31 protein-coding genes are annotated in these 24546 nt (G+C 58.7%); 5 read left to right on the top strand and 26 right to left on the bottom strand.

Translation table 11 applies throughout. From position 1 onward, the window contains the following. Window positions 1-123: 123 nt before the first annotated feature. From HY067_22745 to HY067_22710, 8 genes are all read right to left on the bottom strand, one after another. Window positions 124-1977 carry a UvrD-helicase domain-containing protein gene (locus HY067_22745; GenBank protein MBI3530774.1) on the bottom strand — a complete coding sequence of 618 codons (1854 nt, stop codon included), beginning with the start codon at window positions 1975-1977 and terminating at the stop codon, window positions 124-126. Next, window positions 1977-3065, bottom strand: a complete 1089-nt coding sequence (locus HY067_22740; GenBank protein MBI3530773.1) for an AAA family ATPase — start codon at window positions 3063-3065, stop codon at window positions 1977-1979. The genes HY067_22745 and HY067_22740 overlap by 1 nt, the downstream gene beginning before the upstream one ends. A 48-nt stretch (window positions 3066-3113) precedes the next feature. Beyond that, window positions 3114-3884, bottom strand: coding sequence for an AAA family ATPase (locus tag HY067_22735; protein MBI3530772.1), 771 nt, complete (start codon window positions 3882-3884; stop codon window positions 3114-3116). A gap of 52 nt (window positions 3885-3936) precedes the next feature. Next, window positions 3937-4299: a hypothetical protein gene (locus tag HY067_22730; protein ID MBI3530771.1), complete on the bottom strand. Its 363-nt coding sequence runs from the start codon at window positions 4297-4299 to the stop codon at window positions 3937-3939. A gap of 63 nt (window positions 4300-4362) precedes the next feature. Further along, window positions 4363-4635: a hypothetical protein gene (locus HY067_22725; protein ID MBI3530770.1), complete on the bottom strand. Its 273-nt coding sequence runs from the start codon at window positions 4633-4635 to the stop codon at window positions 4363-4365. 240 nt (window positions 4636-4875) lie between these two features. Continuing rightward, window positions 4876-5790 carry a restriction endonuclease gene (locus tag HY067_22720; GenBank protein MBI3530769.1) on the bottom strand — a complete coding sequence of 305 codons (915 nt, stop codon included), beginning with the start codon at window positions 5788-5790 and terminating at the stop codon, window positions 4876-4878. 743 nt (window positions 5791-6533) lie between these two features. Continuing rightward, on the bottom strand, window positions 6534-7262 hold the full coding sequence (locus HY067_22715) for an aldo/keto reductase (protein MBI3530768.1): 729 nt from the start codon (window positions 7260-7262) through the stop codon (window positions 6534-6536). Window positions 7263-7499: 237 nt separating this feature from the next. Then, window positions 7500-8378, bottom strand: coding sequence for a TauD/TfdA family dioxygenase (locus tag HY067_22710; protein MBI3530767.1), 879 nt, complete (start codon window positions 8376-8378; stop codon window positions 7500-7502). A 571-nt stretch (window positions 8379-8949) separates the two neighbouring features. Here HY067_22710 and HY067_22705 point away from each other — a divergent pair. Beyond that, window positions 8950-10206, top strand: a complete 1257-nt coding sequence (locus tag HY067_22705) for a hypothetical protein (protein ID MBI3530766.1) — start codon at window positions 8950-8952, stop codon at window positions 10204-10206. Window positions 10207-10430: 224 nt separating this feature from the next. On the opposite strand, the gene HY067_22700 is transcribed toward HY067_22705, so the two are convergent. The 12 genes from HY067_22700 to HY067_22645 form a co-directional block, all read right to left on the bottom strand. Continuing rightward, window positions 10431-10805: a transcriptional regulator gene (locus HY067_22700; GenBank protein ID MBI3530765.1), complete on the bottom strand. Its 375-nt coding sequence runs from the start codon at window positions 10803-10805 to the stop codon at window positions 10431-10433. 31 nt (window positions 10806-10836) lie between these two features. Continuing rightward, window positions 10837-11250: a type II toxin-antitoxin system VapC family toxin gene (locus HY067_22695; GenBank protein MBI3530764.1), complete on the bottom strand. Its 414-nt coding sequence runs from the start codon at window positions 11248-11250 to the stop codon at window positions 10837-10839. Beyond that, window positions 11247-11483 carry an Arc family DNA-binding protein gene (locus tag HY067_22690; GenBank protein MBI3530763.1) on the bottom strand — a complete coding sequence of 79 codons (237 nt, stop codon included), beginning with the start codon at window positions 11481-11483 and terminating at the stop codon, window positions 11247-11249. The genes HY067_22695 and HY067_22690 overlap by 4 nt, the downstream gene beginning before the upstream one ends. Before the next feature lie 271 nt (window positions 11484-11754). After that, complete coding sequence (locus HY067_22685) at window positions 11755-11979, bottom strand: DUF1902 domain-containing protein (protein ID MBI3530762.1); 225 nt, start codon at window positions 11977-11979, stop codon at window positions 11755-11757. Window positions 11980-12013: 34 nt separating this feature from the next. Next, a complete protein-coding gene (locus HY067_22680; protein ID MBI3530761.1) occupies window positions 12014-12175 on the bottom strand; it encodes a type II toxin-antitoxin system HicB family antitoxin in 162 nt (53 codons plus the stop codon). 60 nt (window positions 12176-12235) lie between these two features. Then, window positions 12236-12571 carry a helix-turn-helix transcriptional regulator gene (locus HY067_22675; GenBank protein ID MBI3530760.1) on the bottom strand — a complete coding sequence of 112 codons (336 nt, stop codon included), beginning with the start codon at window positions 12569-12571 and terminating at the stop codon, window positions 12236-12238. Then, window positions 12564-12896 (bottom strand): type II toxin-antitoxin system RelE/ParE family toxin, encoded by a 333-nt coding sequence (locus tag HY067_22670; protein MBI3530759.1) that lies wholly within the window; start codon window positions 12894-12896, stop codon window positions 12564-12566. Before HY067_22670 ends, HY067_22675 begins: the two co-directional genes overlap by 8 nt. 547 nt (window positions 12897-13443) lie before the next feature. After that, window positions 13444-15333 (bottom strand): peptidase M4, encoded by a 1890-nt coding sequence (locus tag HY067_22665; protein ID MBI3530758.1) that lies wholly within the window; start codon window positions 15331-15333, stop codon window positions 13444-13446. A gap of 16 nt (window positions 15334-15349) precedes the next feature. Further along, the gene (locus tag HY067_22660) at window positions 15350-15670 is read right to left on the bottom strand and encodes a hypothetical protein (GenBank protein ID MBI3530757.1); all 321 of its coding nucleotides are present in this window, start codon (window positions 15668-15670) and stop codon (window positions 15350-15352) included. A gap of 78 nt (window positions 15671-15748) precedes the next feature. Continuing rightward, window positions 15749-16576 (bottom strand): zinc metalloprotease, encoded by an 828-nt coding sequence (locus HY067_22655; protein ID MBI3530756.1) that lies wholly within the window; start codon window positions 16574-16576, stop codon window positions 15749-15751. Window positions 16577-16985: 409 nt separating this feature from the next. Beyond that, window positions 16986-17099: a hypothetical protein gene (locus tag HY067_22650; protein MBI3530755.1), complete on the bottom strand. Its 114-nt coding sequence runs from the start codon at window positions 17097-17099 to the stop codon at window positions 16986-16988. A gap of 162 nt (window positions 17100-17261) precedes the next feature. Further along, the gene (locus HY067_22645) at window positions 17262-17582 is read right to left on the bottom strand and encodes an amidohydrolase family protein (GenBank protein ID MBI3530754.1); all 321 of its coding nucleotides are present in this window, start codon (window positions 17580-17582) and stop codon (window positions 17262-17264) included. A gap of 55 nt (window positions 17583-17637) precedes the next feature. Here HY067_22645 and HY067_22640 point away from each other — a divergent pair, with 55 nt between their 5' ends. Together HY067_22640 and HY067_22635 are read left to right on the top strand one after the other, a co-directional pair. Further along, window positions 17638-17919 carry a BrnT family toxin gene (locus HY067_22640; protein ID MBI3530753.1) on the top strand — a complete coding sequence of 94 codons (282 nt, stop codon included), beginning with the start codon at window positions 17638-17640 and terminating at the stop codon, window positions 17917-17919. A 9-nt stretch (window positions 17920-17928) separates the two neighbouring features. After that, window positions 17929-18138 carry a BrnA antitoxin family protein gene (locus tag HY067_22635; GenBank protein MBI3530752.1) on the top strand — a complete coding sequence of 70 codons (210 nt, stop codon included), beginning with the start codon at window positions 17929-17931 and terminating at the stop codon, window positions 18136-18138. A gap of 19 nt (window positions 18139-18157) precedes the next feature. Here the strand turns inward: HY067_22635 and HY067_22630 are convergent, their stop codons facing one another. From HY067_22630 to HY067_22605, 6 genes are all read right to left on the bottom strand, one after another. Next, complete coding sequence (locus tag HY067_22630) at window positions 18158-19831, bottom strand: amidohydrolase family protein (GenBank protein MBI3530751.1); 1674 nt, start codon at window positions 19829-19831, stop codon at window positions 18158-18160. Next, window positions 19813-20031, bottom strand: coding sequence for a hypothetical protein (locus HY067_22625; GenBank protein ID MBI3530750.1), 219 nt, complete (start codon window positions 20029-20031; stop codon window positions 19813-19815). Before HY067_22625 ends, HY067_22630 begins: the two co-directional genes overlap by 19 nt. Before the next feature lie 10 nt (window positions 20032-20041). Next, the gene (locus HY067_22620; protein ID MBI3530749.1) at window positions 20042-20623 is read right to left on the bottom strand and encodes a nucleotidyl transferase AbiEii/AbiGii toxin family protein; all 582 of its coding nucleotides are present in this window, start codon (window positions 20621-20623) and stop codon (window positions 20042-20044) included. Between the two features lie 192 nt (window positions 20624-20815). Next, window positions 20816-21079, bottom strand: coding sequence for a Txe/YoeB family addiction module toxin (locus tag HY067_22615; GenBank protein MBI3530748.1), 264 nt, complete (start codon window positions 21077-21079; stop codon window positions 20816-20818). A gap of 59 nt (window positions 21080-21138) precedes the next feature. After that, complete coding sequence (locus tag HY067_22610) at window positions 21139-21384, bottom strand: type II toxin-antitoxin system Phd/YefM family antitoxin (protein MBI3530747.1); 246 nt, start codon at window positions 21382-21384, stop codon at window positions 21139-21141. Window positions 21385-21522: 138 nt separating this feature from the next. Next, window positions 21523-21882, bottom strand: a complete 360-nt coding sequence (locus HY067_22605; GenBank protein MBI3530746.1) for a hypothetical protein — start codon at window positions 21880-21882, stop codon at window positions 21523-21525. A gap of 430 nt (window positions 21883-22312) precedes the next feature. On the opposite strand from HY067_22605, the gene HY067_22600 reads away from it, so the two are divergent. Both HY067_22600 and HY067_22595 read left to right on the top strand, forming a co-directional pair. Then, window positions 22313-24028 (top strand): PQQ-dependent dehydrogenase, methanol/ethanol family, encoded by a 1716-nt coding sequence (locus HY067_22600; protein ID MBI3530745.1) that lies wholly within the window; start codon window positions 22313-22315, stop codon window positions 24026-24028. 79 nt (window positions 24029-24107) lie between these two features. Further along, a complete protein-coding gene (locus tag HY067_22595; protein ID MBI3530744.1) occupies window positions 24108-24494 on the top strand; it encodes a c-type cytochrome in 387 nt (128 codons plus the stop codon). Window positions 24495-24546: the final 52 nt, after the last annotated feature.

Below are 24546 nucleotides of genomic sequence, written 5' to 3'. Positions count from 1 at the left end.
ACCGATTCGACCCGGACGCATCGAGCCACACGCGATCAAACGAAGACCGAAAAACCACGCGCTGCTGACAGTACCTCGACAGGTTGCGCGCGCCGCGATCATCCGTGCACGTCGGGCTTATGCTTAAGGTAGTGCCATGACAGCCTGACCCGATTCTCCTGCGATTCTCCTATTCTCCTGACCCGATTCTCCGCGCAGCGCGTTGACGCACTCGTCAACGGTCATGCACTCAAAGCTCGCCACGAACGCGGCACGGTTGGCCGCGAGTCGCTGATGGGAAGCGTCCGAGACGCACACGATCAGGCTGCCCTGGGTTCGAGTCATTGCGACATACGCGATGCGTTTCTCTTCACGGTCCTTGTCGTTCGGTGACCACCACACGGCGGAGGGGCAGCGAGCAGCCTGAGTTGTTGGCGGACATACGAAGACCGTGACGTCGTGGGTTTCTCCCTTGACGCCATGAACTGTTTGCACCGGAATTCCAGCAAGAGCCTGAACGCCAGCATTCGGCTGAGGCAGGAAGTCAGCGGACGGCTTGTCCCAGCCATCTCGCCTCTGCGGTTTGAGCTTTCCCGTAACGAAGGTGGGGCTTGGGCCTAGGCCGAAGACGCTAATCTCCCCGTCAAGTGTTTCGCCTGCTTGTGTATGCCAGTCGAAAGTCGTGCCCGTCGTGGCGATCGCATTGACCTTGAGGAGGCATCGAACAGCGAGCGCTTTCCAGTCGCGGGGGTCAATGTTGGATGCAGTAAGCTCTTCGTCGATGACACCCTCGTGCTGGAAGACCGCGCGCTCGAGAGCCGCCCGGGCGGCCGAGAGCGCGGAGATGTTTCTGCCCCGCCGAAATGCCACCACGGCACGATGGATGTGCGTCAGCGGGGGGCAATACAGGGACGGGGTATTTCCCGCACGCCGCCCGGCGAGATCTTCGACTGTTGTCAGTGCACGCGCGATCACCTTCAATAGTGATGTGATGCGAATTGCGCGGACCGTTTCCACCAGCCTTGGCACGTCCACCGCCATGTCGTTGTATCGCACAAGGAGTGCCCGTCCAACTTGATCCTCAGCGGGACCAATCACTCCGCCCGAGTCCTTCACGTGCTTCGCGACATCTGCGACGGCAGAGGGGCATCGCAGACTGCTTGCCAAAGTCAGGGAAACGGCACCGGGGATGGTTTCAAACGTATTGAAACGATCAGGTCGGGCACCGGTGAACTCGTAGATCGCCTGATCCGGGTCCCCCACAAGGAGACCGCGGGCCCTAGGCTCTTCGAGAAGTAGGCGGATGCTCTTGCCGAGAAAGTGTCCGGTGTCCTGCAGTTCGTCCACGATCAGAAAGGGAAACCGCCGGATAACCTCAGCACGAACTACCGCACCCAATGTCGGATGCTCCAGGATCTTGCTTGCCCACAGCGCAGCATCCGAGTGCGTGAGTAAACCGCGGTTTTTCCATACTTCCTCCTTGGCCGCATTGACTTGAGACAGTTCATTGCCGATCAGTTTTCGGAGCGGTTGTGCAGGGTGGGGCTTGTGGGCTATGACAACCTCGCCCTGCTCCTCGTCGATGCACACGGAGCTAAATATATTGATGCCTTGACCGAACTTCGTCGTCTGATTGGTGCCGTAGTAGCCCCAGTGCTCCGCACCCCATTCACCCACCAATATACGGGGATCAGCAGACCAGTTAAAGACCCGACGCAGGTGAGGTCGGATGACGTATCGAAACAGGAACGCGTCAATCGTGCCCACAAAGTGCGGATGTCCAAGCTCGTGGCCTATGGCTCTGCGGATCTCATCGCCTCCAACTCGCGTGAAGGATAGCGCGGCAATGCCGCTAGTCCTTTTCGGCCACCTTTCGAGTTCTGTTCGGATCACCTCCGCGACCAGCCATGTCTTCCCACTCCCGGGCGCAGCACGGACGACCCGAACGCGGGCAGCAGACTCAAGAACGTTCTGCTGCTCGGGCGTGGGGATTCTCACTAGCCGATGGCCCCGGGGGCTGGGGCTGGCTGGTCGGCGGAGGCAACGACGTAGTCGATTGCATTCTTCAGATAGTCGGGCATGTCAAAGTCCGAAGCGGACTGGCTGCTTTCGTGTGCCGGAGCGAGTTTGGCTGCAAGGCGGTGAGCGAACTCGGCCTTGCTTCCTGTGTGGTGTGCCCGGCAGATGCCTCGCCACGCCGCCATCGCCTTGGCGCCGCGATCGACTCCAGCCGCAACGACTTTGGTACTGTTGAACGTCACTGGGTTCCCAACGAAGCAAGCCTCCCACACAGATGCCATGATGGCGGCGTTCTCGTCTCCCGCCTCGGCAAGGTCATACTCAAGCGTAATCTGCGAGTGGAAAACCCTCACTGTCCGGTGGCCGGAAAAGATTGTGACCAGCTTCGTGGTGCGATCAGACAGTTTGAAGACCGAACCAACTTTTTCCGGTTCATCCAATTCCCATGATTCGCCCCGAATGACTGGTGGGTCCGCATCCGTCACGATGGCAACCGGAATCCCGAGCACAGCAGGATCCAGTATCTTCTTGAATGTCTCGAACGCCACGCCGCAGATCGGGATCACCGATATGTGTAGCTTGGCTAGGTCGTGGCCGAGCCGCTTCGCCAGCACTGGCACGAGTAGCGCTTCCGAGATGCCTTCGACGAGAATTACGGCCTTCGCAAAGTACAGGGTGGCCCGCGTGACGTCCATCATCCGCTGGAGTTCGCCCTGCTCTTTCTCGTCCATGCCTGCGTTTGCGAGGCTGTTGCACCAGGGCTTGCGGCTAGTTTGGTCAACGAACAGCACGTGGACACGGCTAGGCGGCACGCTCGCCGCGAGCGTCGGCGAGTGCGTCGTCACGAGCGTTTGCGGCGTACTCGCGCCCGGCGTCTCGTTGGCAAGGTAATCGGCCAGCAGCATCGTCAATTGAGGGTGAAGATGGGCCTCGGGTTCCTCAACGAGGAACAGCGGGCACTCATCCACATCTGGTGACTTTAAGTGTTCCAGCACGACCGCCATGTAAAGGAGATTGTTGTAGCCAAGTCCGTTGGCATCGAGAGCGCCGATAGGAGAGCCGTCCATCAACACCTGTAATGAACGCAGGATCTTCTCGAAGTCGACTTCGGCGACCTAAATCGCAGACGCAGAATAGTCACTGCCTGCGAGTTTCTTGGTCGTGGCCTGGAGCGACGACTTGGTATCGCCGATTAACTCGTGTCCTTCGAGCGTCTGATTGGCGTCCGCGTAGATCTTCTTGATTTCAGCCTCCGTCGTTCCGCCCTTCCGAGCTGCTACGTCACGAAGAAGCAATGCGAGGCGGTTGCGGTACCCCGGAGCCAAGGCTGCCTCCGCATCTCGCAGAGCAGGTAGGAACGTGATCGGCAAAGACTCCAAGAGGCTCGTCGGCACTTCCGGCGGTTCGGCGACGGCAGGTCCACCGGTGCGTTTGATCGATGCCTGTCTCTTTCCCTTCGGCCACGAAGCCTCGAACCGGATGATGGCCTTCGACTTTGCAAGGTCCGTGAGATCAAAGTCCACGATCTCGTAGAAGTAAGCACGCTGCGCATCCGTCAATCCAGTGAAGGTCAGCGTGATGGCGATCGTACGCTCGATGGTGTCAGTTGCTGAGGCTCTGTAGAAATCGTCGCGTTCCAACCAAAGAGCATCGCCACGCGAAGCACCGGGGCCGATTGCGTGGCGGATCGCCTGCAGCAAGTTGGTCTTGCCGGTATTGTTCCGGCCAATAAGGACGTTGAGACCGGGCTGCAGCTCGAAATGTAGCCCTTCGAATGAACGGAAGTTGCTGATCTTAACGGTGGAGAGATGCATCTTGGCGCGAGCTGAGATTCTTAGTGCGGCCGATGTCCAACTGAGCGGTCTAACGAACAGAATCGTATCCACCAAATCGGGGTGGGTGGGGTCTGGCCTGCATAGTTGCAAATAGCGTTCTCCATCATGGCTCGCCCTTGAGAGTTCCCTTGCTGCCGAAGTACGCCCCAACCTTCGCCGCCACAATCGCCGGCACCGAAACCATCGCGAACGCAATGATGCCGAGCGGCAAAAGATTCCCAGGTCCCTGGCTCAGCAGCAACCAGGCGAACTGTCCCGCGAAAGGCACGATGCCCCAGCGCCATGATTGCGCCGGCGCGAAGTAACCCATCGCCAACGACAAAAGACACAGAACGGGATAACCGACCGAGAAATACAACGACGAATCCCACGCCTCCTGCCTGCCGGAGACTTTGGACACGACGATCCAGACCAGCGCACCGGCCAGGAACGCGATGACGTAGAACCAGATTTCCTTGTACCTCATCGGCGATTGAAGTAACTGATCTGGTCTCAAGAACTTATGAACTTTTTTGGTCAGCAAGTGCAGTTACCAATCTGATTTCCGCACTCGCTGGTCATGCAGAACGGCCCACACATAGGACGGGCCACGGACAGATTTGCTAATTACGCCGGGGCCGTCGAAGGGCACCAATTTGACCGCCTTACCAAACTCCGTCTTGGAGATGGTGTATTTGGTGCGACTAGGAAAGAATTGCTCGCCCGATATTTCATATTTGAAAGGCTTTCCGGTAATGGTCACAAAGTCCTTTCCCTCCAATTCTTCTAGTCGATGCCATACGTCGTCGAGAGAAGGTTTCATTAGCGCACCTGTGTGTCCGGTTAGATCTTTCACTTTCTTTTGTTTACTTTAAATTCGACAGAGCGGTATAGCTGTATACCGATAAGACGGGTTTTGCGGCCTAAGGATGAAACGTCGGCGAAGAAGGAAGCAGCCCTAGCCGAGTATTTGTTTTAACTGGAAGCGGGATTAGTTTACCCGCATGGCATTCCAAAACGAAATACAACACTGCTCTAGGAAACGCAACGTTTGCCGTGATTCCTATAACTCCTCCAAATCAATTGCATCTTGGCAATATTCGAAGCTTTTTCCAAATACGGTTAAATGTCCAAAAAGAAATTCGTTGTCGATCGTCTTGTCACCTGTTCGATCTTCCCAAGTCCTAAAATCGACGGGGATTGCATCGGTACTTAGAGTCGCGTTACTAGTCGTTTTCAGCTGATTGAGCTGCCAGTCAAAGAAGCCGGTCCCCTTCCAACCTACATTTCTCACTTTTCTCTCGCAAGCTCGCAATGCTCCAAAGGTGATACCCGCACATCGCCATTCTCTATTTCCGTCAGTAACGATCTGAGTACTTCCAAACGTGCACTTGATGCCCACTATCCAACCTTCTCCGATTTCTTCCGTATGATTTTTGATCAAATAATTGGTGAACCAATCCATAACTCTCTTGCTCCCGATCATTGCTCTATCAACGACAAGCGAGTCTGGCGAAGCCTCACCTTCCAGAACGTGCAGCTGCATTGAAATTTGCTTCCAGAAATATATATCCGCGTACCATTTTGTCGCTATCGGAGATATGAATTCTGAAGAATCGCTGGGCAGCAAGGATAGAGTCTGAACGCCATAGTGTTTCGCCTTTTCAATCGCCTTCTGCGAAAACTTCTTACTCGAAACTAGGATTTTCAAATTTGCATTGATGTCGTTGCACTTCGTTATGAAGGCATCGACGTCCTGTATTCCGACATTTCTACTTAAGTCTTTGCATTCCATGACTCCTAGAATCTGTTGACCTGCAAATTGGCCACGAAGCACCACATCAAATTGGCGCTGATGGCCTAAACGATCCGTCAACAGTTCATTGTGTGTCACCTGTGAGTTGGGATCGATCTGTCGTTGAACTCGTGAAACCAGTTCTTCGAACTCAACTCCGGATCTGTGCTTCTTACTAGTCACAATTGAAATGTGTAAAAGCCAATATGATCGACGAAACGACACAGATCGATACGAACAAGACCGGCTCTGCGGCCCAAAGATGGGACGTCGGCAGGTGGTAAGACTTTCCAAGCCGAGAAATTGTTTGAAATGGAAGCGGAACTAGTCTACCCGCACGGCATGTGGGTTGAAAAGCAGTCGCTTTTCAACCAAGGACTGAGTGATTGGATGCTGAGGACTGAGTGAAGTATTAGGCACTTTCTCCCCTTGTGGCGCGCCGAGCAGCTCGACTCGATGAGGGGAAGTCGACGAGGACTGTTCGAGTCCCGCAGTGAGGCGCGTTGTGTGCGCCTCGCCAGGTCGAGTTCCGCAGTCGCCTCATCGAGGCAGGCAGCGCAGGGGCACCCCGTGAAAACGGGGCTCGACACCAGGGGCGGCCTTCTTTGGGTTACCTTTCTTGGCCGCGCAAGAAAGGTAACCAGCCGCCGGGCTGCCCCCGGCCAGTCCTACCGAGCCTCCCCCACGAATCCCTGCTGTATGGTCGAGATGAGCCTCAACGCCTCTTCCGGCAGTAGCCCCTTTTTCGCACTCTGACCTGCGTGGTCCAGTTGTTCCAGGGTGGAGAGTCCCACCAACGTCGTGGTGAGTTCCGGGTTCGACAACACGTATCGTATCGAGGCCTCGACGAGGCTTTGTGCAAATCCCCGCTTGACGATTTCACCGAGCCGGACCGCTCGGGCTACATCGCCGGCGTAACTCGATGCCTAGCCGAGCGGGTCCACGCTTGGCATGGCGAGCGGATGCCGGGTTTCGACGCCGCTCAACGCGCCGCCCGCGAGCACGCGAATGCCGATGGTCCCGATGCCGCTCGCGCGTGCGCGCTCAATCAGATTACCGTAATCCTGGGCCGGATAGTTTGACGGCAGCTTCATGCCGGCACTGGGATTGAGCAGGTTGTAGCTCACCTGGGCTGAATCGAAAGCATCCAGAACCTTGTGAATGGCGGGCGTGTCTCCCAATGCCGTGAACCCGAAATAACGCGCCTTGCCTTGCTCGCGCAAATAGTCGAAGGCCGGCAGCACTTGTTCGCGCACTGTTTTCGGGTCGAGGGTGCCTTCGCGCTTCGCGTCGGAGATGGGATTGTGTAACTGGTAGAGATCGACGCTGTCGAGGCCCAGGCGTTTCAGGCACGCTTCCATGGAATCGGCGATGAACTTCCCGATATCGCCGGTTGCTTCAAGAAAAACTTTGGTGCCGACATAGACCTTCGGCCTTTTCAGCGCCTTCAACACCCGCCCGAGGTTGCGTTCGGATTCGCCGTTGCCATACATCGGCGCGGTGTCGAAGTAGTTGATCCCGAATTCCATGGCGCGCGCGACCGCGCGCTCCTGGTCGGCCGCCTTGCCCTTCACCATCAGGCCCCCGACTGCACCGCAGCCGAAGCTCAGCACCGAAACCTTGAGGCCCGTTTTTCCTAGGACGCGAGTTTCCATCAGTTTGGCTCAACCCAACACATACATCGCAGTACGCTATTAGCCACAGAGGACACAGAGGACACAGAGAACAACAAAAGGAGAGTTAGATATCTGGCAATCGCTGTCATGGATGAATATGCAATGTTCACTGTGCGCGACAACGTTTGGATTCTCACCATTCCATCCTCATCTATTTATTCTATTCTTTCCTCTGTGCCCTCTGTGTCCTCTGTGGCTCCGTGGTTCGTGTAAGCACTAAGATCGAAGGTGCGGCGGGATGGGGATGTCGAGCGTGGTCACGCGGCGCAACTCGCGGCGGTATTTCCTGTCGTCGAAGGGCATTCCCCGGTGCATGGTCGCGCGGTTGTCCCAGATCACCAAGTCGCCCACACGCCACGAATGCCGGTAGACGAACTGCCGCTGGGTGGCGTGCTCGGTCAGGTCCCGCAGCAGCAGGCGCGCTTCCGGCACGGGCCAATCGATGATCGTGGCCGCATGCGAGGCGAGGTAGAGCGACTTGCGTCCGTTGGGCAGGGTGCGGACCAGCGGCTGCACCGCGCCCTTGAGGATCTGCCTTTCCTTCTCGGAGAATTCGAAGCCCAGCGTGGAACGCGAGTAGGCAATGGAATGCTGAGCGCGCAGGCCTTCGAGTTGCGCCTTCATGTCATCGGACAAGGCATCGTAGGCAGCGCGCATGTCGGCGAATTCCGTGTCCGCCGGCACCGGCGGCACGACCACCGAGAACAGCATCGAGTAGCGCCCCGGCGGGTCCTGGAAGGACGCATCCGTGTGCCACAGGCGGTTGCCCAGCAAGTACTGGCGCCGCCGGTCGTTCGACTGGAAGATATCGCCGCCCTCGTCCACATTGGAAATGTCCGTCAGCGCCTCGTTGCCGAAGCGGTTTTTCGTGATCGCCGCCGCACCGGTCTTGGCGTGGAGCTGGCCGTCGAAGCGTTGCGCGAACTCGACCTGCTCCCTGCCGGAAAAGGCCTGCTCGCGAAAAACGAGTATCGCGTAGCGGTCCATGCCGGCGCGGATCTGCTGCAGGGTGTCGCGGTCGGAAACCGTTCGCAGATCAACCGGGCTGACTTCAGCGACAAAGGTGGGATGAAGAGAATTGAACGTGAGGTTCATGGACGACCCTCAGGACAGAGACGAAGGATGAGACATTGTAGGACCAGTTTGGCGGGTCGAGGAAGCCGTTGCACGGCCTCGGACGGCAACAGCCCCTCCGACTTTTCGTCGGCAGGGAACTCGTTTAGGCGCCAGCCTTGAAAGGTAACTGACCGCATCTGCGCGCATCAATGATGCTGTCGCCAACTGTTCGTTCTTTGGCTCCAAATTTACCGGACGGAAGAAGCGAGATGCTTAGAAGGTGCTTTTCAGGTGCGAAAAGGTGCCTCCAAGGCAAAATTAGCGCTCCATATTTTCGTTCTTGGATTGTGTAATCAGAAACTTGGCGTGGTCCGACCCAGCTTGGCTTCAGAGAATCAGAAACTTGCGATGGTCCGACCCGGCTGACGCAGCTGTCGCTGCTGACCGCAAGCGTGTTCGGCCAGCTTGAGAATGACGGATAATTATTTACAATGGGATTTCTACAGGACAGCTACGAGCAGCAAGCTAGGTGACATTCGAACGATGTGCGCATAACGTCGTAACGTCGCTTATGCAATCCACTTGCCGCTAACAATGGAGGACCAGAAACATGTCCCAAGAGGAAGAACTACCAGTTCCGATCGTGCCGCAGGCATCCTCGCTTGAAGCTCGAATCTTGCAAGAGGTCTTCGAGGTGGACATTGAGAATGCTCAACCTCTAATCGCGCGTCATCTCGAGGAGTTAGGACCGGATAAAAAGGGATCACAAATTGAGATGATCCTGCAAGCGACCTGGAATCACGTAGAAGGATACCGACTGATTAGACAGGAGGGAAACTTCGCTCTAGCGGCAGAGGTTGAGAACTCAGCTGCCGTTGTCTTTGAAGAATTTGGCATTACCGATATGGAATCGTTATGTCGAAGTCTTGCTGCGTATTCCATGGCTATTCTTGAGGCTCAACGCTCTAATATCAGCCGATGCCTTGAACTTTTTCAGACAACCGAAGAATACTTGCGAAAGGCAGGACGATATCGGCAAAAATTTCAGCCCATAATCGATCACATGAAGCCGGAAGCGCTATTTGTCGGTGCTATGCAGGCTGTTATGGCCCAAGACTTGGGCGCGGCTAGAACCCTGGTTGAGAGCGCATCTGAGGCGTCGCGCACCGTTGCTGAGAAGTATCATGAGAAAGAATCTCCCTCATACTTCACATTTCTTGGTTTGGCGAACATTTACAGGGCTTTCTTTATCTATATCCAAGCCGAAAGAGATATTGCAACCCTGAATTTGGACAGGCTTGCGGAGCCTACTATTGCTGCCCCAGCTAGGGAGGCAGAGCGACTCCTTGCGAAGGCTGATCTTGCTAGTGTCCAAATTCGAGCAACCTATCAACTTTCGAAAGCGCTAATCGAACTGACAGAAGTTACGCAAAGTGTTGCGGCGCACATGAATCTATGCTTCAAGGCTGCGTTCAAGCCGGACCTTCGCGGATTTGTTGAGCTTAAGGCGAAGGTACATCTTGCGACTGAACATGTATCAAAGGCCGGCCCTCAGGCGGTGGTACTTTCCAGATTGTGCGACGCGTTATTGGCACGTATTCAGAATCTGGAAAGGCTAGCTCGGCCGAAACGAGCTGACTTTGGCATCTATTCGGGACTCATTTCGTGTGCGTTGTTTGTGCCTTTGGTGCTCATTGCATCATGGGCAAGTAAGAATTTTGGGATTGTTTTCGACGGAAAAATACTCTTGCCAACGGTAGTTGCGTTATCGCTTATCGGCGGCTTCGGATTTGGTGCTGTCAGATTTAGAACTTTTCTTTTCTCACGTCCCGAAAGTACTAAATCTGTTGCCAAAAAAGACGCTTAATAGGATTGGCATTCAAGGGAAACGGGGTCTGGCCTTCATGGCACTACCTTAAGCATGGGCCGGACGCGCACGGATGATTGCGGCACGTGCGACATGTCGAGGTACAGTAAGGAGCGCATGGTTTTTCGGTCTTCGTTTGATCGCGTGCGGCTCGATGGGTCCGGGTCTAATTGGGGCACCATGTGGTCAGCTCTCGCCTTTTGCCTCTCAACAATGGCGCAGCATCACGCGGCCTCGGTCAGCTCATAGCGACGCACAAGCACGTCGGCCGGAATATCCAATCCCTTGGACAATCGGCGAATCATTTCGAGCGCCAATGGCCGCACTCGATTGAGTACTTCGGCCACGCGCGCGCGCGATCCAATGTAGGGCTCGAGGTCCTTTCGCGTCAGCGCGCGGGATTCCATGACATGAAGCAGAAGCTCCATCGGGTCGGGATCGGGGATCGGATAGTGTTCGGACTCGTATGTTTGAATCAGCAGCGTCAAAACTTCAAGCCGGTCCGACTCCTTCGATCCCGGACGGGAGTCCCACAGCGCCTCGGCTTCCTTCAGTGCGGCAAGGTAGTCGCGTTTTGTTCTGATCGGTCGTACGTCCATTTCCTTGTCCTCACATATCCACGCTGGCATTCTAGGCTTCCTGCCGGGACACAAAAACTTCCATAGTCATCGCCAGTTCCGGGAACGCCTTGAGTATCGCCTTGTCCGCTGTCACAAGCGGCACGGCGAGCACGGATGCCAAAACGACGAATTCGCAATCGTACGCAGAGAGCCGCGACCTGCCGGCAGCATCGAGCACCGGAGGACTGGGCACAATGTGTTCGCTGCCCGCGAGCGCGCTCTCGGCGGCATCCATCACGCGGGAAATCTGCGATGCGTCCATGCTCCCGTCCCGGAGATAGCCGGTCAGGATGTTGCGCATTTCCGAGCGCCAGAGTAATGGCGCGTGCCATTCCGGATCTTTCACGCGCACGCTTTGCGCAAGCGCGGTAAGCGGACCGTTTATCCAGCAGTAGGCGATGACATTGCTGTCAACGACAATCACGCCCGGCCCTGGTGCTTGTAACGGCCCACCCGTGCGTGCTCGACCTTGGGCAGGCGGGCGGTAAAGGTTTTCAGCTCCCTGGCATGAGCCCTGGGATCGATTGTCGGCACCGCAAGTTCGCGTTCCAGCCGGGCGAGTATCTCGCTATTCAAGCTCCTGCGGTTTCTCTCGGCGCTTTCCTTGAGCATGGCGTGCAAATCTTCCGGAATGTTCTTGAGTGTGAGCGTCAGCATGAATGTCGTCCTGGAACCAAAATGGAACCATTATACCCCCAGTCGGGTAGCCGCCCCTGGGGCAGACACAAGACTTTCGACCTTCGGCCGAAGCTGTTTCGTTGGGTGCAAGCGTTAGCGGAGATCGGTCAGGATCGCAACACTCCGTCGACGACGAAAATCAACTGGGTGACCGGGCTATGCCATATTTCGTGATCACCCTATCCTGGGCGCACGAGTCTGCAGCCAGCGGCCAGGAGCAGCCGCTTCAGTTCGGGCGTAAAACTCTGCGTCACGCGGCGAGTTCGAAGCGCCGGGTCAGGAGTTCGAATGCGACGGGCTTCGCGTCTGTGCGACCATTGGCCGCCAGCATTTCCGGAATGAGCGACTTGAGTTTTTCGACGAGCGCTTCCGTCGTCTCGGCCTCGGTCCCCAGACCGGGTACATCTTCGCTCGATGCGACCCAGACTTTCACCTCCTCGTCCCAAACGGCATGCACGTAGTACGGCTTTTCCATCTGCGCTGCTCCCGTGTTTGTACGCCTCAACCGATTATTCGCCGAGGTCCATCGCCATCGCGCGAAAAGCGTCTTTGAGGTTTTCCTCAAGTTCTTCGAGCGTCTCGCCCTGAGTCATGATTTCGGGATGTTGGAGCAACTTCCCGAGCCAGAAACGTTCGCCCTTCCAGTAAACCATCGTCAGTTTTTGGCTCATAAGAGATCCCTATAACGGTGTTGATGCCCGGGATTAGTTTACTCCCGTCAAGATGGATCGCTATGCTGCCTTCTGCCGGGCATGGGAGCCCGCGATGATCTTCGCGAGATCGCTGTTGGACGCGCCCATAGCCAGGAGCGACCGAACCAGAAGATCGAGCGAAACGGAGGCATCACCGGCTTCCATTTTTGCGACTCGCGACTGGCTCGAGCTCACAGCCCTTGCGAGATCCTCTTGCGTCAGGTTCCGGCTGATTCGTTGACGCTTCAACGCGTCGGCCAGCTTGAGACGCAGTTCGATGTAGGCCTCTTCCTGATCGTTTAAATCAAGAAAATCCCGGGCGGAGCCAATCTTCCAGCCTTTGGTTTCCAGACGTTTGCGTTTGCTTTCAATCACTGTCGTAATCCTTCAATCGTCGCTTGCAGTTATCGATGACCGGTTTGGGCGTTTGCGTCGTCTTCTTGGAGAAGACCTCCAGGATCACGATCGCATCCGTATCGATCCGATAAACGATCCGCCATGTGACACTCTCGTCGTTGATACGCAGTTCATGGCACCGTGGGCCGATCGACGGCATGGGTCTGGAATATGGCATCTCTAGCCTCTCGCCACGTTGCAGTTTTCGCAGCAGGAGGCCGGCCTCAAGTCGCGCGGCGGAAGACAATGGAGGCGACTTGATCTCGCCGTGAAGCCAGACCAGCGGCTTGTCGATGGCGGCCATTTCAAATCAGTATATGTCAATATTGACATACTCGCAACGGGCTCAAGCATGTCGCAAAAGGTGCATTGCGCGAGAGTCGATTCACAAGATGACGCGGACAGTGAAAATTGCTCTTTATCCACAATGGCGACTGGAAACTCCATCAATCTCTTCCTTCGTTCTTCTCCGTGTCCTCTGTGTTCTCCGTGCCTCCGTGTTGGGTGTAAGGTTTAGTTGCGAATCAGGCTCGCAACACCTGACCGGCCGAAGCGCCGACCAACTCCCCCTCCGCATACGTCGTGATCCCATTCACAATCGTATACCGCACCCCGCGCGACGGCATCACCATGCGTTTTCCGCCACCCGGCAGATCGTAGCGCCGCTCGCCACGATTCGAAGACCCGACTGTTGCGGGATCGAAGATCGCGATGTCGGCGGCCAGTCCCGCCAGGAGGCGTCCGCGGTCGCGGATGCCGAAGAAGTCCGCCGGGGAGACCTCAGGGTCTGTCCTTTTTTCCGACGCATCGACCGGCCCATCCTGTCCTTGTCGCGCACGGAATGCCTCGCGTTACTTGCCCTGACTGGCCGGAACGGTGTGCAACATGCGCAGGACACCCTTCCGGGGCCGATACTTTCCTCTGCTTTTCTGCCAGTAGCGTTTGAGCGGGCCGCGTATCGCCGCATGCTGGAGCGACAGGCGCTCTTCGCTCAGCAAGTTCTTGTAGATCGCATAGCGTACCTGCCCGTACGGGTCGATGATCAGGGTGCAGCCGCCGCTGAAGTCGAACAGATCCCTTCCCCGCCGCGCGGTACCGCTTTGAATCACCTCGGCCACCAGGTCGAACGATACGTTGTCGTCGGGACCCACGCGACGTGCGCACCGTATCGACTCGACGCGCGGCAGCGACGCATATTCGATTCCCTTCGGCAGCGGGGTGCCGGGCGCAACCAAGTGAAAGTCCGGCGCGTGATCGGGTGAAGCGACGAACTGCCCCAGTGCGCGCGCCTGACGCGTCAACTCCGCGGCGCCTGCCGGATGCGCGGGATCGCCGTCGAAGCTCAGGTCGCGGAACGCGAGGCCGGGAATCGTGATCGGCGTCGCGGGTGCGGACCACTTGAGCGCGTCTTCGGTCATGAATTCGACGCCTTCGGGAAACATGCGCCGGCGGCGGAACGAACGCATCAGCGCTTCGCGGTAGCCCCACTTGTCGCGCACGACCATCGCCGCGTCGGCCGTGATCAGCGCCCGCAGATATTCGCCGAGCGACATGTCCAGCGGAGGGCAGTAGTCGATGGCGCGAATGCATATGTTGAGGAAGTGATCCGCCACCTGGCTTGCTTCCTCGGCCAGCGCATGAACCAGTTCGGGCCCCAACTCGCGTTGCCCGACCTCTTCGGACGGAATGCCGGCAAGCCGCAGGAGTGGCTGCGTCTTGCGGCGGAAGATGGTGACGAAGGCCTCGAACACGGCGGACACGAGCACCGAGCCCATGTCGTGCACCTCCATATTGGCGCGATAAGGCTTGGGGTCGCGCTTGCCGGCGAGCATCGCGTCGGAGTCGAATGCGGCCAGGCCTTCCACGTCGATGGCGGAGCGCAACGCTCGCGTCTCCAGCGGCGACGAGGTGGCATGCCCGAACTCCTGCGCGAGATCCGTGAGCAGCCCGGCGTGCGAGAGATTGCCGCGCGAATCTCGAATTGCCGCCTCCACCACGTCGGCGTAACTGAAGTGCTGGAACAGCGCGACCAGATCGGCAAACCCTTCATGAAATCCGAGCACATCCCGGTTGGTTGGAGCGTAGAACTCCGCGCGCAACGCATCGAGCATGGCGTGCGTGGTTTCGTGCACGACCACGTCGTGCGATAGCGCTGTGAAGATCAGTCCGCTGGGAACGGTGTGGCCGCCGGGCACGCGCCGGGCGCGGAAGTAACCGAAGCTGAGCCCGCCTTCGTCGCGATCGAAGTACGCGTTCTCCTCGCGCATGCCAAATGGACGAACGCGCAGCCGGGCGTGCCCGCCCGCGGCCGGCGGCTCCACCGACCAGGAGATGTCGCGCCCCAGTGCACGGGGGAATGCGGCGTAGGTCAGGCTGCACACCGCATAAGTCATCTGCAGATGAAACTGGCCGTTGCCCGGGTTGGGAGCAAGCCCGTCGGTCAACAGGACCGACGGCTGACTCAAGTCGAGCTTGTCGGCAACAAGCGGCTTAGGTGCACCACCGCCGTCGATCTCGAACAACGCGCCGATCGGCCCGGGCAGGAGCGCCTCATAAGGCACATCGACGGTGGCGATTCCTCCCAGACGATGCGAAACGGATGGGTCGAGCGTGTAGATGCGCAACGGCCGTACCGGCGGTGCCCCCGGAGTGGTCTGATACGGGCGGGTGGAGGCCTCGCGGATAACGCGCGGACTGATCTCGTATTGGTCGTCTTTCTTGAGAGGCTTTTTTTTCGGCATGCGGCGTACTCCCTGGTCAGCGGCGCACGATCAGCCGGTCGGCGGAATGCGAAACGATGCGCAGCTCCCGCGCCGTATTTCCGGTTGCGCGGACCCTCACCTCCCCGTCCTGTTCCTCCCAGCGGGCGTGGATCGGCTCAGGGCGATCGTCCGGCCCGGGCATCGTCACGCTGGCACTGCCGTCGGCTTTGAGTTCGAGTTGCTCGCGGGGACGCCGCGACAGCGGCAGGTCGGCGGAATCCGGGCGATACACGGCACCCTCCGGCGTGTCCTCTTCGAACACGTGAACCCAGCGGGTGCTGAACAGCGGATCGTTTTTCTTGATCGGGTTGGGCAAGAGTCGGGCTCGGAAAATACCATCGGGCTGCAAACCCTCTCCCGCCTTTGCGGAAGAGGGCCGGCCGTGAGACGGAAGCTAGGTCATCAAACTTTTTCGAGGCCCCTCGAGCGCGCTGCGCATGCGCATGACTTGCTGTGTGGTGAACATAAACATGGAGCCGTCATCGGTGTAGTCCATGTAGTTCACGTACATGTCGCCGTTGGGCCCGTTGTTGCAGGTTACATGCGGGAAGCCGGGCTTGCCGTAGTTGGGTCCCGCGCAATTGGGCGTGTCAGCGACGAAGTCCGAACCGCTGCAGTCCTCGGTATCGCCCCAGATGTGCCGCAAGTTGAAGAAGTGGCCGATCTCGTGCGTGGCGGTGCGCCCCTTGTCGAACGGTGCTTGCGCGGTGCCCTGGGTGCCGAATGCTCGGTAGTTGATGACCACGCCGTCGGTGGCGACCGGTCCGCCTGGAAACTGCGCGTAGCCGAGCAATCCTCCGCCAAGAGGACAGGACCATAGGTTGAGATACTTCTCCGGACTCAACGGCGGCAGGCCGCCGGCCGAGGCCTTCTTCACGCCGTCGTCCTGGCCGAACGACGCCTTCGTCGTTTGCTTGCGCTGCACTTTGAACAGCTTGAAGCGGATACGCGAGTCGGTGACCAGGCCTGTCCACGGAGCCGGCGTCTTGGTCTTATCCGGATTGGTCGCGCCGAAGTCCCGGTTGAGAGCGGAGATCTGGCTCCTGATCTGGCCGAGGGTGATGTTCTGATCGGGTGTCTGGTAGACGACGTTGACTACTACTCTGACAGTCGACGGCTTCAGCTTCTTGACGTCGAACGCCTTCGCGTGGCGTTGGGCGGTGTCCTGCTCGAGCTGGAACTGCCGCGCGCGGAAGGACGGGTACTTTTCCAGGAGCATCATGTGCACGGCCATCGTGCCGCAGTTGCGCTTCAGCAGCGCCCCCTCCTTTGCCTTTGCCTTTGCCTTTGCCTTCTGCGCGGGCTTGCTCTTTGATGCTTTGCTCTTGGTCACATTGCGCTTCGGCGACTTGGTCCTCGCGGGTTTCCTGGTAGCCATCCGCTCCTCCTTATCTGACTGGTTGCAGAAAATTGCTCCAAATGCCTCGATAGCATGGTCCGCGACAACGGGGGAGTCAACCGCGGAGAGGTGCGCAAGCGACGTCCCGCCAGCACATCTGCATAATTCAAGCCTGACATGACCAGGATTCCTTCCTCATCGGTCATGGGTGGCAGGATAGTTTGCGACGGCATGAACCTTCCCGTATGCCAAGGCGATGCGCCGTCTCGCTAGTCCCTACCCTCTGGCGAAGCTAGATCGCCTCGACGAACCGCACCAATGCATCACGCTCCTCTTTCGTCATACTGAGGAAAGCCTCCCACGAATCATTCGCCTCTCCGCCATGCCAGAGTCCCGCTTCATCCACGTTGCGGACTCATCCGTCATGCAGCATCGTCGTGTTCCGGCGACAACCCCGCAAGATGACGTCTGAATCAAGCTGAGTTCGCCCCGATTTTCCTGGGGAATTCGGGTCAGGCTTGCAGTGTGCATTTTGAATAGCTAGTCTCCTGGTCTAGCAATGTCTCGATCAAGACCTCAAGACCTTCCCCTCTGATGCGCCGACAAGCTCCCCGATGGCATACGTCGTAACGCCATTCTCGATCGTGTACCGGATCCCGCGCGAAGACATCACCATTCTCTTGCCGCCATCCGGAAGATCATAGCGCCGCTCGCCTCGGCTCAAGGAACCGACGGTTTGAGGATCGAAGATCGCGATGTCGGCGGCCAGCCCTGGCTTTAGGCGTCCGCGGTCGCGAATGCCGAACAGGTCAGCCGGGTCGGAGGTGAGTCGGCGGATGGCTTCTGGCAGCGACAGCCCGCCCTGGCCCGTCACCGACAGGGAACTCATTCAGGAGGCGGGGCTCCGGGTTGCACAGCCACTACATTGTAGTTACACTGTGTACATGAGCACACTTCGTTTCGAGTGGAACGCTCGCAAAGCTTCAACCAACGCCAGAAAGCACGGCGTTACCTTCGAAGAAGCCAGATCAGTCTTCTTCGATGAGAGGGCTCGCTTGATCGATGATCCCGACCATTCCAAAGATGAAGAGCGCTTTGTTCTGCTGGGCCTGAGTAGCTCACTTCGACTGCTTCTGGTCTGTCACTGCTATCGGAGTCAAGGCAACGTCATTCGCATCGTCTCCGCTCGCAAGGCAACAGCCAAGGAATCGAAGGCTTACCCCTAGAGGTGCCACATGCGTAAAGAATACGATTTTTCAAAGTCCCGCAAGAATCCCTACGCTTCGCGACTCAAGAAGCAGATCACTATTCGTCTGGATGAAGATGCCATCAAGTACTTCCAGTCGATCTCAGAGCAAGTCGGCATCCCCTACCAGAGCCTGATCAATCTCTACTTGCGAGACTGCGCGGCTTCGAGCAGGACGCTGAATCTTGAATGGAAGTAGGCAAGTCCGCGAGCCCCTCTCACGACCGCAACACCTTCCCTGCCGATGCGCCGACCAACTCTCCGTCCGCATACGTCGTAACGCCATTCACGATCGTGTACCTTACTCCGCGCGAAGGCATGACCATGCGCTTGCCGCCGCCCGGCAAATCATACCGCCGCTCGCCGCGGTTCGAGGAGCCCACCGTCTGCGGATCGAAGATCGCAATATCCGCCGCGAGTCCCGGACGCAATCGCCCGCGATCCCTGATCCCGAACAGGTCCGCCGGATCGGAGGTCAACCGGCGGATGGCTTCGGGCAGCGCGAGAACTTCGCGTTCGCGAACCCAGGTGCCGAGCAGGTAGGTCGGATAGCCTGAGTCGCACAGCATGTCCACGTGGGCGCCGCCGTCGCCGAGGCCGATCAGGATCGCGGGGTTGTTCAGCAATTCGGCCATGCGATCGACGCGGGTGTTGTACGACGCCATCGTGTATTCGAGGTCGAGGTCGTCGGCCAGCGTCAGATCGAGAAACGCGTCCACGCCGTCCTTGCCTTCCGCGCGGCCGATCTCCGCCACCGTCCTGCCTTCGAAGCGCTTCAGCTCCGGTGAGCGGACTTCGTGCAGCGTGATGCGTTCCCAGTTGCCGAAGGCGATCGGGTTCTTCAGCTCTTCGCGGAACTGGTTGCGGAAGGCCGTATCGCGATAAACCGTTTTCTGCGCCTCTTTGGATTTATCCGCGAACACGCGTTTCCACGATGGAAACGCCGCAAACGAAAACGGGCTGTGCATGTCGATCTCGCGTGTGAGCGGCAGTGGCGAGGTCTGCGGCCTCGCGCCCTTCGCGATCATCGGCGCGGCACGGCGCAAGGTGTCGCGCACGGCTTCCGGAATATCGTCGCGGTCGAACAGCGCGATGAAGGTCACCGGCCGGCCGCTTTCGTCGAGCAGGAAGTCGAGCATCTCGCACTGGTCTTCCTCGAGCACGGCGATCTGCCGGGTCAGCGCTACTTCGATCGCGCCCTTGTTCTTTTCCTTGAGCACGTTCGCGTAGGCCTTCAACTCGGCGTGGTCCGCGTTGCGGCAGGCCAGCGGTCGCCCGCCGAAGCCGAGATGCTGATTCAGGATCGTGCTCGAAAATCCGAAGGCGCCGGCATCCATCGCCCCGGCGAGCAACGCGCGGATCTTCGCGGTTTCCACCGGCGTCGCCGCGCGCTCCATCGACGCTTCGCCCATCACGTAGTGCCGGAACGGCGTCAGGGGTGCAAGAAAGCCGAGGTTCACCGACGGCTTGCGGCGCGCCGCGGCATCCATGTACTCGGGAAAAGTTTCCCAGTCCCAGGTGATGCCCTTCGACAACACTTCGAAGGGAATGGCCTCGACATTGACGAGGTCGCGCATCGCCACCTCGCGCGTCTCGGGCCGGCAGGGCGCGATGCCCACGCCGCAGTTGCCCATTACGACACTGGTCACCCCGTGCCACGACGACGGCGTTACCGCGCCGTCCCAGCAGATCTGCGCGTCGTAATGCGTGTGCGGATCGATGAATCCCGGCGAGACGACGCAGTCCGAGGCGTCGAGGGTTTGCCGTGCGGCGCCATTGACGCGGCCGATCTCGACGATCTTCCCGTCCGTGACCGCCACATCCGCGTGCCGCCCCGGCACGCCGGTGCCGTCGATGACGAAGCCGTTCCTGATCAGAAGGTCGTAGGCCATGGCTTTTCGCCATTCGCATTTCCATAGGCATCCGCAGCAAGCCCCGGATACAACCGGTCACACAGTTGCCTGCGCAGATCCAATGGTGAAAGACCGGGTGAAAAGGACGCGAGCGCGATGGCGCGAGCGGCCTCGAACATGCTCACGCCGATCAGAAATCTCTGGACCGGCTCCATTTCCGCATAGCGCTCGCGAACCATGCGCGCAATCTCAGGGCTTGTGTCGTTCACGAAGGCATTGCTTCAGCAGTTCATCTACGTTCAGCGACGGCGCCCATTGCCGCAGGTAGGCCAGATCGACTTCACCGGACAACAGATTCCGGACATCGCGCATCTGCAACTCGGACTCCGCGTCCCTTGCCCATGCCAGCTTTGACAATATCAGATCCTCCCTGCTGACAAGCCACGCCGCAAATCCCGGCAACTGCACCTTCACGCGACGACCAAACTCGGTCTGTCTGTATGGCGCCTGTTTTCGCACGATGAGATCGACTTTCACGACGCTGTCGAGATGCAGCAAGTTGAACATGCCCCGTTCCCGCAAAGCGCTGTGCAGCGCTTCCTCCGGGACGAAATAGTCGGGCTCGAACGTGGAAATGAGTTTCGCGGCATCCGATGCCTCCAGCGCCACAACAATGTCGATGTCGCGAGTCATGCGCGGCTGGGCGTAGTAGTTCATCGCCATCGAACCCGTCAGCATGTACTCGATCCGCGCCTTCTCCAGCCGGGCACAGACATCCCTGAGAATGTCGAGTTCCGAAAGCATGGGCGAATGGTACGACAACCGCGGCATCGAAGGGCGCCACGCTTAGCCGCCCTTCGCCTCCAGTGGTCAGATCGCCTCGACGAATTTCACCAGCGATTCCCGATCTTCCTTCTTCATCCCCCCGAACACCTCGCTTGATCTCTCCGCCTCCCGCCATGCCAGAGGACTACCGCGGTCACGTTGCATCTTCGTCTTCGAACAATGCCCTGCAATACGACGTTATTCGTAATGCGTCCACATCCGGATGACCTTCACGATCCGTTCCTTCTTGAGAATCTGATAAACGAGACGGTGCTGGATGTTGATTCGCCGCGAGTAGGCCCCTTCGAGGTCTCCCACCAGCTTCTCGTATGGCGGCGGATTCCTGCGTGGATTCTCTCCGAGGATCGTCAGGAGCGTCTCGGCCTTTTCACGCAAGCCCGCCGCCGCGATCTTCCTGGCATCTTTCTGCGCCTGCTTGGTGAATAGAACCTGCCAGGCCATGATGTCAGTCCAGATCCGGGACGGGCCGCGCCGTCAGCTAATACAAGGCCCGCAAAACCTTACCAGCCCGGTTTCCCGGAAAGATTCCTGGCCGGTTCCGCCAAACCCTTGCGGATGGACTCGCGCATTCCCGGGACCGAAAGCAAATAGAGCGTTTCCTGGATGGCCCGCCAGTCGCCCTCGCTGAGTAGGACGGCATTGTTCCGCTTGCCGGTGATCTGAACCGGCTGATGGCTGTCTGCCGCTTCGTCGATCAGCCGATATAGCGCGACGCGGGCTTGGGATGCGGTGAGTACCGTTGCCATGAACGCTGTTCCTTTGAAGACGTCGTATCGTACCGTAAAGCGTACGTCTTGGCTACCGCCCCGACCGGTGAGAAGTAAATCCAGATCGCCTCCTGTAGATGGCGTAGATAAGGTCACAGACTCCAAATATCCACTGCGTCAGGGTTCACTGCTTCTCGCCCGCTTGTTTGCAAAGAACGCGCCCACCCGCGCCGCGATGATCGCAGGCAACGAGATCATGCCGAACACCATGATTCCGAGCGGCATTAGATTGCCGGGTCCCTGGGTCAGGAGCATCCACAAGAACTGGGCCACGAAGGGAATCAACCCCCATCGCCATGACCACGCCGGCGCGAGGTATCCGAGCGCCTTCGAGACGGCGCAGATGAGCGGGTAGCCCGCCGAGAAATACCAGGAAGAATCCCACGCCTCGTGTCTACCGGAGGCGGCAGACACGACGATCCAGACCAGGACGCCGGACAGCACGGACGCAACATACAGCCAGGATTCCTTCTTCATTCGTTCGTCCTCGTCCGCAGGGCTGTCAGTGGAATGCAAAAAGCATAACCAATCCCGCATAACGTGGCGATACCCGTTCCTTGGTCTGAGTCCCTCTCCCCTAGTCCCTATCCCCTAGCCCCTGATCAGGCGCCCCTGGCGCAGCCCAGGCTTCGCACCGCGATCGTTCGACTGAAGGATTTCGGCACCCGATTCGTGCAATGCACTTTACCCAACCGGTTCCGGTTCGCGAACCCGGCACCTGCCGGTCGAGCTTATCCAGACCGCAAGTGCACGAACGCGAAGGTTATTTCTACCGGCGGAACCCGGTCCTGAATCCAGGATTTCACCAAGCGCAATGCGTTCCATTTGGCAGATTTCTTGCAGGGACATCCCGGCGGCACACGATGCCGCCGTCGAAATGAAACGCAACGAAACCGGAGGTCCTGCCATGCAATCTCGAAGAAGTCCGTCTCTCAAGTCCCTGCTGGTCGCTGCCGGTCTAAGCGCCGGCGTGCTGGCCATGCCGGTCCACGCCGACGTGACCCACACACCGGTCACCGACGACATGCTGCTCAACGCCGCCAAGGAACCCGACAACTGGCTCATGGCGGGCCGTGATTATTCCGGCACGCGCTTCAGTCCGCTCGCCAAGATCAATACCCGCAACGTCAAGAAGCTGGTGCCGGTCTGGAGCTTTTCGTTCGGCGTGCTCGATGCGCAGAACACGACGCCGCTGGTGGTGGACGGCACGATGTACGTGACTTCGTCCCACGGCCACATCTTCGCGGTCGACGCCAAGAGCGGCAGCCCGGTCTGGCAGTATGCGCATCCGCTGCCCGATGGCATCGGCAAGATGCTGTGCTGCGATCTCGGCAACCGCGGCGCCGCCGTCTACAAAGACAAGGTGTACTACACCACGCCGGATGCGCACGTCATCGCGCTGGATCGCGCAACAGGCAAAGTGGCATGGGACACCACGGTAGCCGACTGGAGCAAAGCCTACACCATGACCGTCGCGCCACTGGTGGTCAAAGGCAAGGTGGTCATCGGCATGTCCGGGGCCGAATATCCGACCCGCCTATGGGTCGAAGCTCTCGATGCGGAGAGCGGCGAGGAGGCCTGGAAACACTACAACATTCCCGCGCCTGGCGAGCCCGGCTCCGAGACCTGGGGAAATCAGGACGCCGATATCTGGAAGTTCGGCGGCGGCTCGGCGTGGATTACCGGTTCGTATGACCCGCAACTGGACCTTCTCTACTGGAGCACCGGCAACCCGAATCCCGACTGGGACGGTACGAACCGCAAGGGCGACAATCTCTACACCAACTCCACGCTCGCCCTCAATCCGGACACCGGCGAGATGAAGTTTTATTACCAGTACACGCCCTGGGACGTGTGGGATTTCGACGGCGTGAACGAAACCATCCTCGCCGACCTCGGCGGCAAAAAAGTGTGGCTGCATGGCGATCGCAACGGCTTCCTGTACCAGATCGACCGCACCAGCGGCCAATTCATCTGGGGCAAGGAAATCTCCAAGGTGAACTGGGCCACCGGCTTCACTCCAGAGGGCCGCCCGATCGTCGCCGAGGACAAGATCCCCACCTACGACCACAAGGCGATGGACGTCTGCCCGGCCTCCGAAGGCGGCAAGTGGTGGAACCCGATGAGTTACAACCCGCAGATGAAGATGGTGTTCGTGCCCAGCCGCGAGATCTGCGCCAATATACTGGCGGGAAAAAGCGAGCGCGTCGAAGGCAACTACAACCTCGGCATCGCCGAAGCCGACTGGGTCAAGGGCTACGGCCAACTGGTTGCGTTCGACGCCGCCACCGGCGAGAAGAAGTGGACTGTGAAGGCGCCGTCGCCGTTCACCAGCGGCGTGCTCACTACCGCCGGCGGCCTGGTATTCGCCGGCACGCCGGAAGGTTTGTTCAGTGCTTACGACGCCAAGACCGGCAAGGAACTGTGGTCCTACCAGACCGGCTCCGGCATCGTCGGCAGTCCGATCGCGTTCTCCATCGGCGGCAAGCAGTACATCGCCGTCCCGTCGGGCTGGGGCGGCTGGACCGGCTGGGCCACCTGGGGCGGCAAGGGCGGCGCCCCGCACCTGAAGGACAACCGCAAGGGCGGCTATCTGACGGTGTTCGCGCTATTCGACAAGTAAGTCGGACTCGCTTGAGTCAATGCGGCCGGTCGCTTCCGAACCGGCCGCGTTTTTTGTGTCCCTCAACGAAGTGAAGCCAATGAAGAGAATTCTTTTTGCCCTGGCCTGTTTAATTGCACTCACCGGCGGCGCCGGCAATGTCGACACCGGCCCGGTCTCCACCGGCCAACTCAAGAACCCGTATGAAGGCGATCCGCAAGCAATCGAAAACGGCGCCAGGCTGTTCAAGCGCCTCTCCTGCCACGGCTGCCACGGCGGCAACGCCCGCGGCGGAACCGGCCCCGATCTTACCGACGACGAGTGGCTGCGCACACCGACCGACGAGATGATCTTCAACACCATCAAGAACGGCCGCTCCGGCACGCTGATGTCCCCGTTCAAAGATCAACTCGCCGACGATCAGATCTGGGCCCTGGTCAGTTACATCCGCGAGCTGGGCAGAATGAGAAAAGCGGAAGGGAACTAGCGAACCAATGCAACTCGGTAAGACCTCCCGTTTATGCATTTAACCAAGCGTG

The organism is Betaproteobacteria bacterium (genome assembly GCA_016194905.1).
In the GTDB taxonomy this organism is placed as follows: domain Bacteria; phylum Pseudomonadota; class Gammaproteobacteria; order Burkholderiales; family JACQAP01; genus JACQAP01.
Note: the sequence above shows the minus strand (reverse complement) of the source record. Positions and strands in the feature narration are given on the sequence as shown.

Coding starts and splice junctions, on each gene's coding strand:
- HY067_22680 (MBI3530761.1), bottom strand. CDS start 12,175: ATGAGCCAAAAACTGACGATGGTTTACTGGAAGGGCGAACGTTTCTGG.
- HY067_22625 (MBI3530750.1), bottom strand. CDS start 20,031: ATGGTTCGCGAGCGCTATGCGGAAATGGAGCCGGTCCAGAGATTTCTG.
- HY067_22620 (MBI3530749.1), bottom strand. CDS start 20,623: ATGCCGCGGTTGTCGTACCATTCGCCCATGCTTTCGGAACTCGACATT.
- HY067_22715 (MBI3530768.1), bottom strand. CDS start 7,262: ATGGAAACTCGCGTCCTAGGAAAAACGGGCCTCAAGGTTTCGGTGCTG.
- HY067_22655 (MBI3530756.1), bottom strand. CDS start 16,576: ATGATGCTCCTGGAAAAGTACCCGTCCTTCCGCGCGCGGCAGTTCCAG.
- HY067_22645 (MBI3530754.1), bottom strand. CDS start 17,582: ATGAGTTCCCTGTCGGTGACGGGCCAGGGCGGGCTGTCGCTGCCAGAA.
- HY067_22685 (MBI3530762.1), bottom strand. CDS start 11,979: ATGGAAAAGCCGTACTACGTGCATGCCGTTTGGGACGAGGAGGTGAAA.
- HY067_22730 (MBI3530771.1), bottom strand. CDS start 4,299: ATGAGGTACAAGGAAATCTGGTTCTACGTCATCGCGTTCCTGGCCGGT.
- HY067_22615 (MBI3530748.1), bottom strand. CDS start 21,079: ATGGCCTGGCAGGTTCTATTCACCAAGCAGGCGCAGAAAGATGCCAGG.
- HY067_22630 (MBI3530751.1), bottom strand. CDS start 19,831: ATGGCCTACGACCTTCTGATCAGGAACGGCTTCGTCATCGACGGCACC.
- HY067_22710 (MBI3530767.1), bottom strand. CDS start 8,378: ATGAACCTCACGTTCAATTCTCTTCATCCCACCTTTGTCGCTGAAGTC.
- HY067_22635 (MBI3530752.1), top strand. CDS start 17,929: ATGCGTAAAGAATACGATTTTTCAAAGTCCCGCAAGAATCCCTACGCT.
- HY067_22705 (MBI3530766.1), top strand. CDS start 8,950: ATGTCCCAAGAGGAAGAACTACCAGTTCCGATCGTGCCGCAGGCATCC.
- HY067_22700 (MBI3530765.1), bottom strand. CDS start 10,805: ATGGACGTACGACCGATCAGAACAAAACGCGACTACCTTGCCGCACTG.
- HY067_22725 (MBI3530770.1), bottom strand. CDS start 4,635: ATGAAACCTTCTCTCGACGACGTATGGCATCGACTAGAAGAATTGGAG.
- HY067_22605 (MBI3530746.1), bottom strand. CDS start 21,882: ATGAAGAAGGAATCCTGGCTGTATGTTGCGTCCGTGCTGTCCGGCGTC.
- HY067_22740 (MBI3530773.1), bottom strand. CDS start 3,065: ATGGACGGCTCTCCTATCGGCGCTCTCGATGCCAACGGACTTGGCTAC.
- HY067_22610 (MBI3530747.1), bottom strand. CDS start 21,384: ATGGCAACGGTACTCACCGCATCCCAAGCCCGCGTCGCGCTATATCGG.
- HY067_22690 (MBI3530763.1), bottom strand. CDS start 11,483: ATGCTGACGCTCACACTCAAGAACATTCCGGAAGATTTGCACGCCATG.
- HY067_22665 (MBI3530758.1), bottom strand. CDS start 15,333: ATGCCGAAAAAAAAGCCTCTCAAGAAAGACGACCAATACGAGATCAGT.
- HY067_22600 (MBI3530745.1), top strand. CDS start 22,313: ATGCAATCTCGAAGAAGTCCGTCTCTCAAGTCCCTGCTGGTCGCTGCC.
- HY067_22640 (MBI3530753.1), top strand. CDS start 17,638: ATGAGCACACTTCGTTTCGAGTGGAACGCTCGCAAAGCTTCAACCAAC.
- HY067_22670 (MBI3530759.1), bottom strand. CDS start 12,896: ATGGCCGCCATCGACAAGCCGCTGGTCTGGCTTCACGGCGAGATCAAG.
- HY067_22595 (MBI3530744.1), top strand. CDS start 24,108: ATGAAGAGAATTCTTTTTGCCCTGGCCTGTTTAATTGCACTCACCGGC.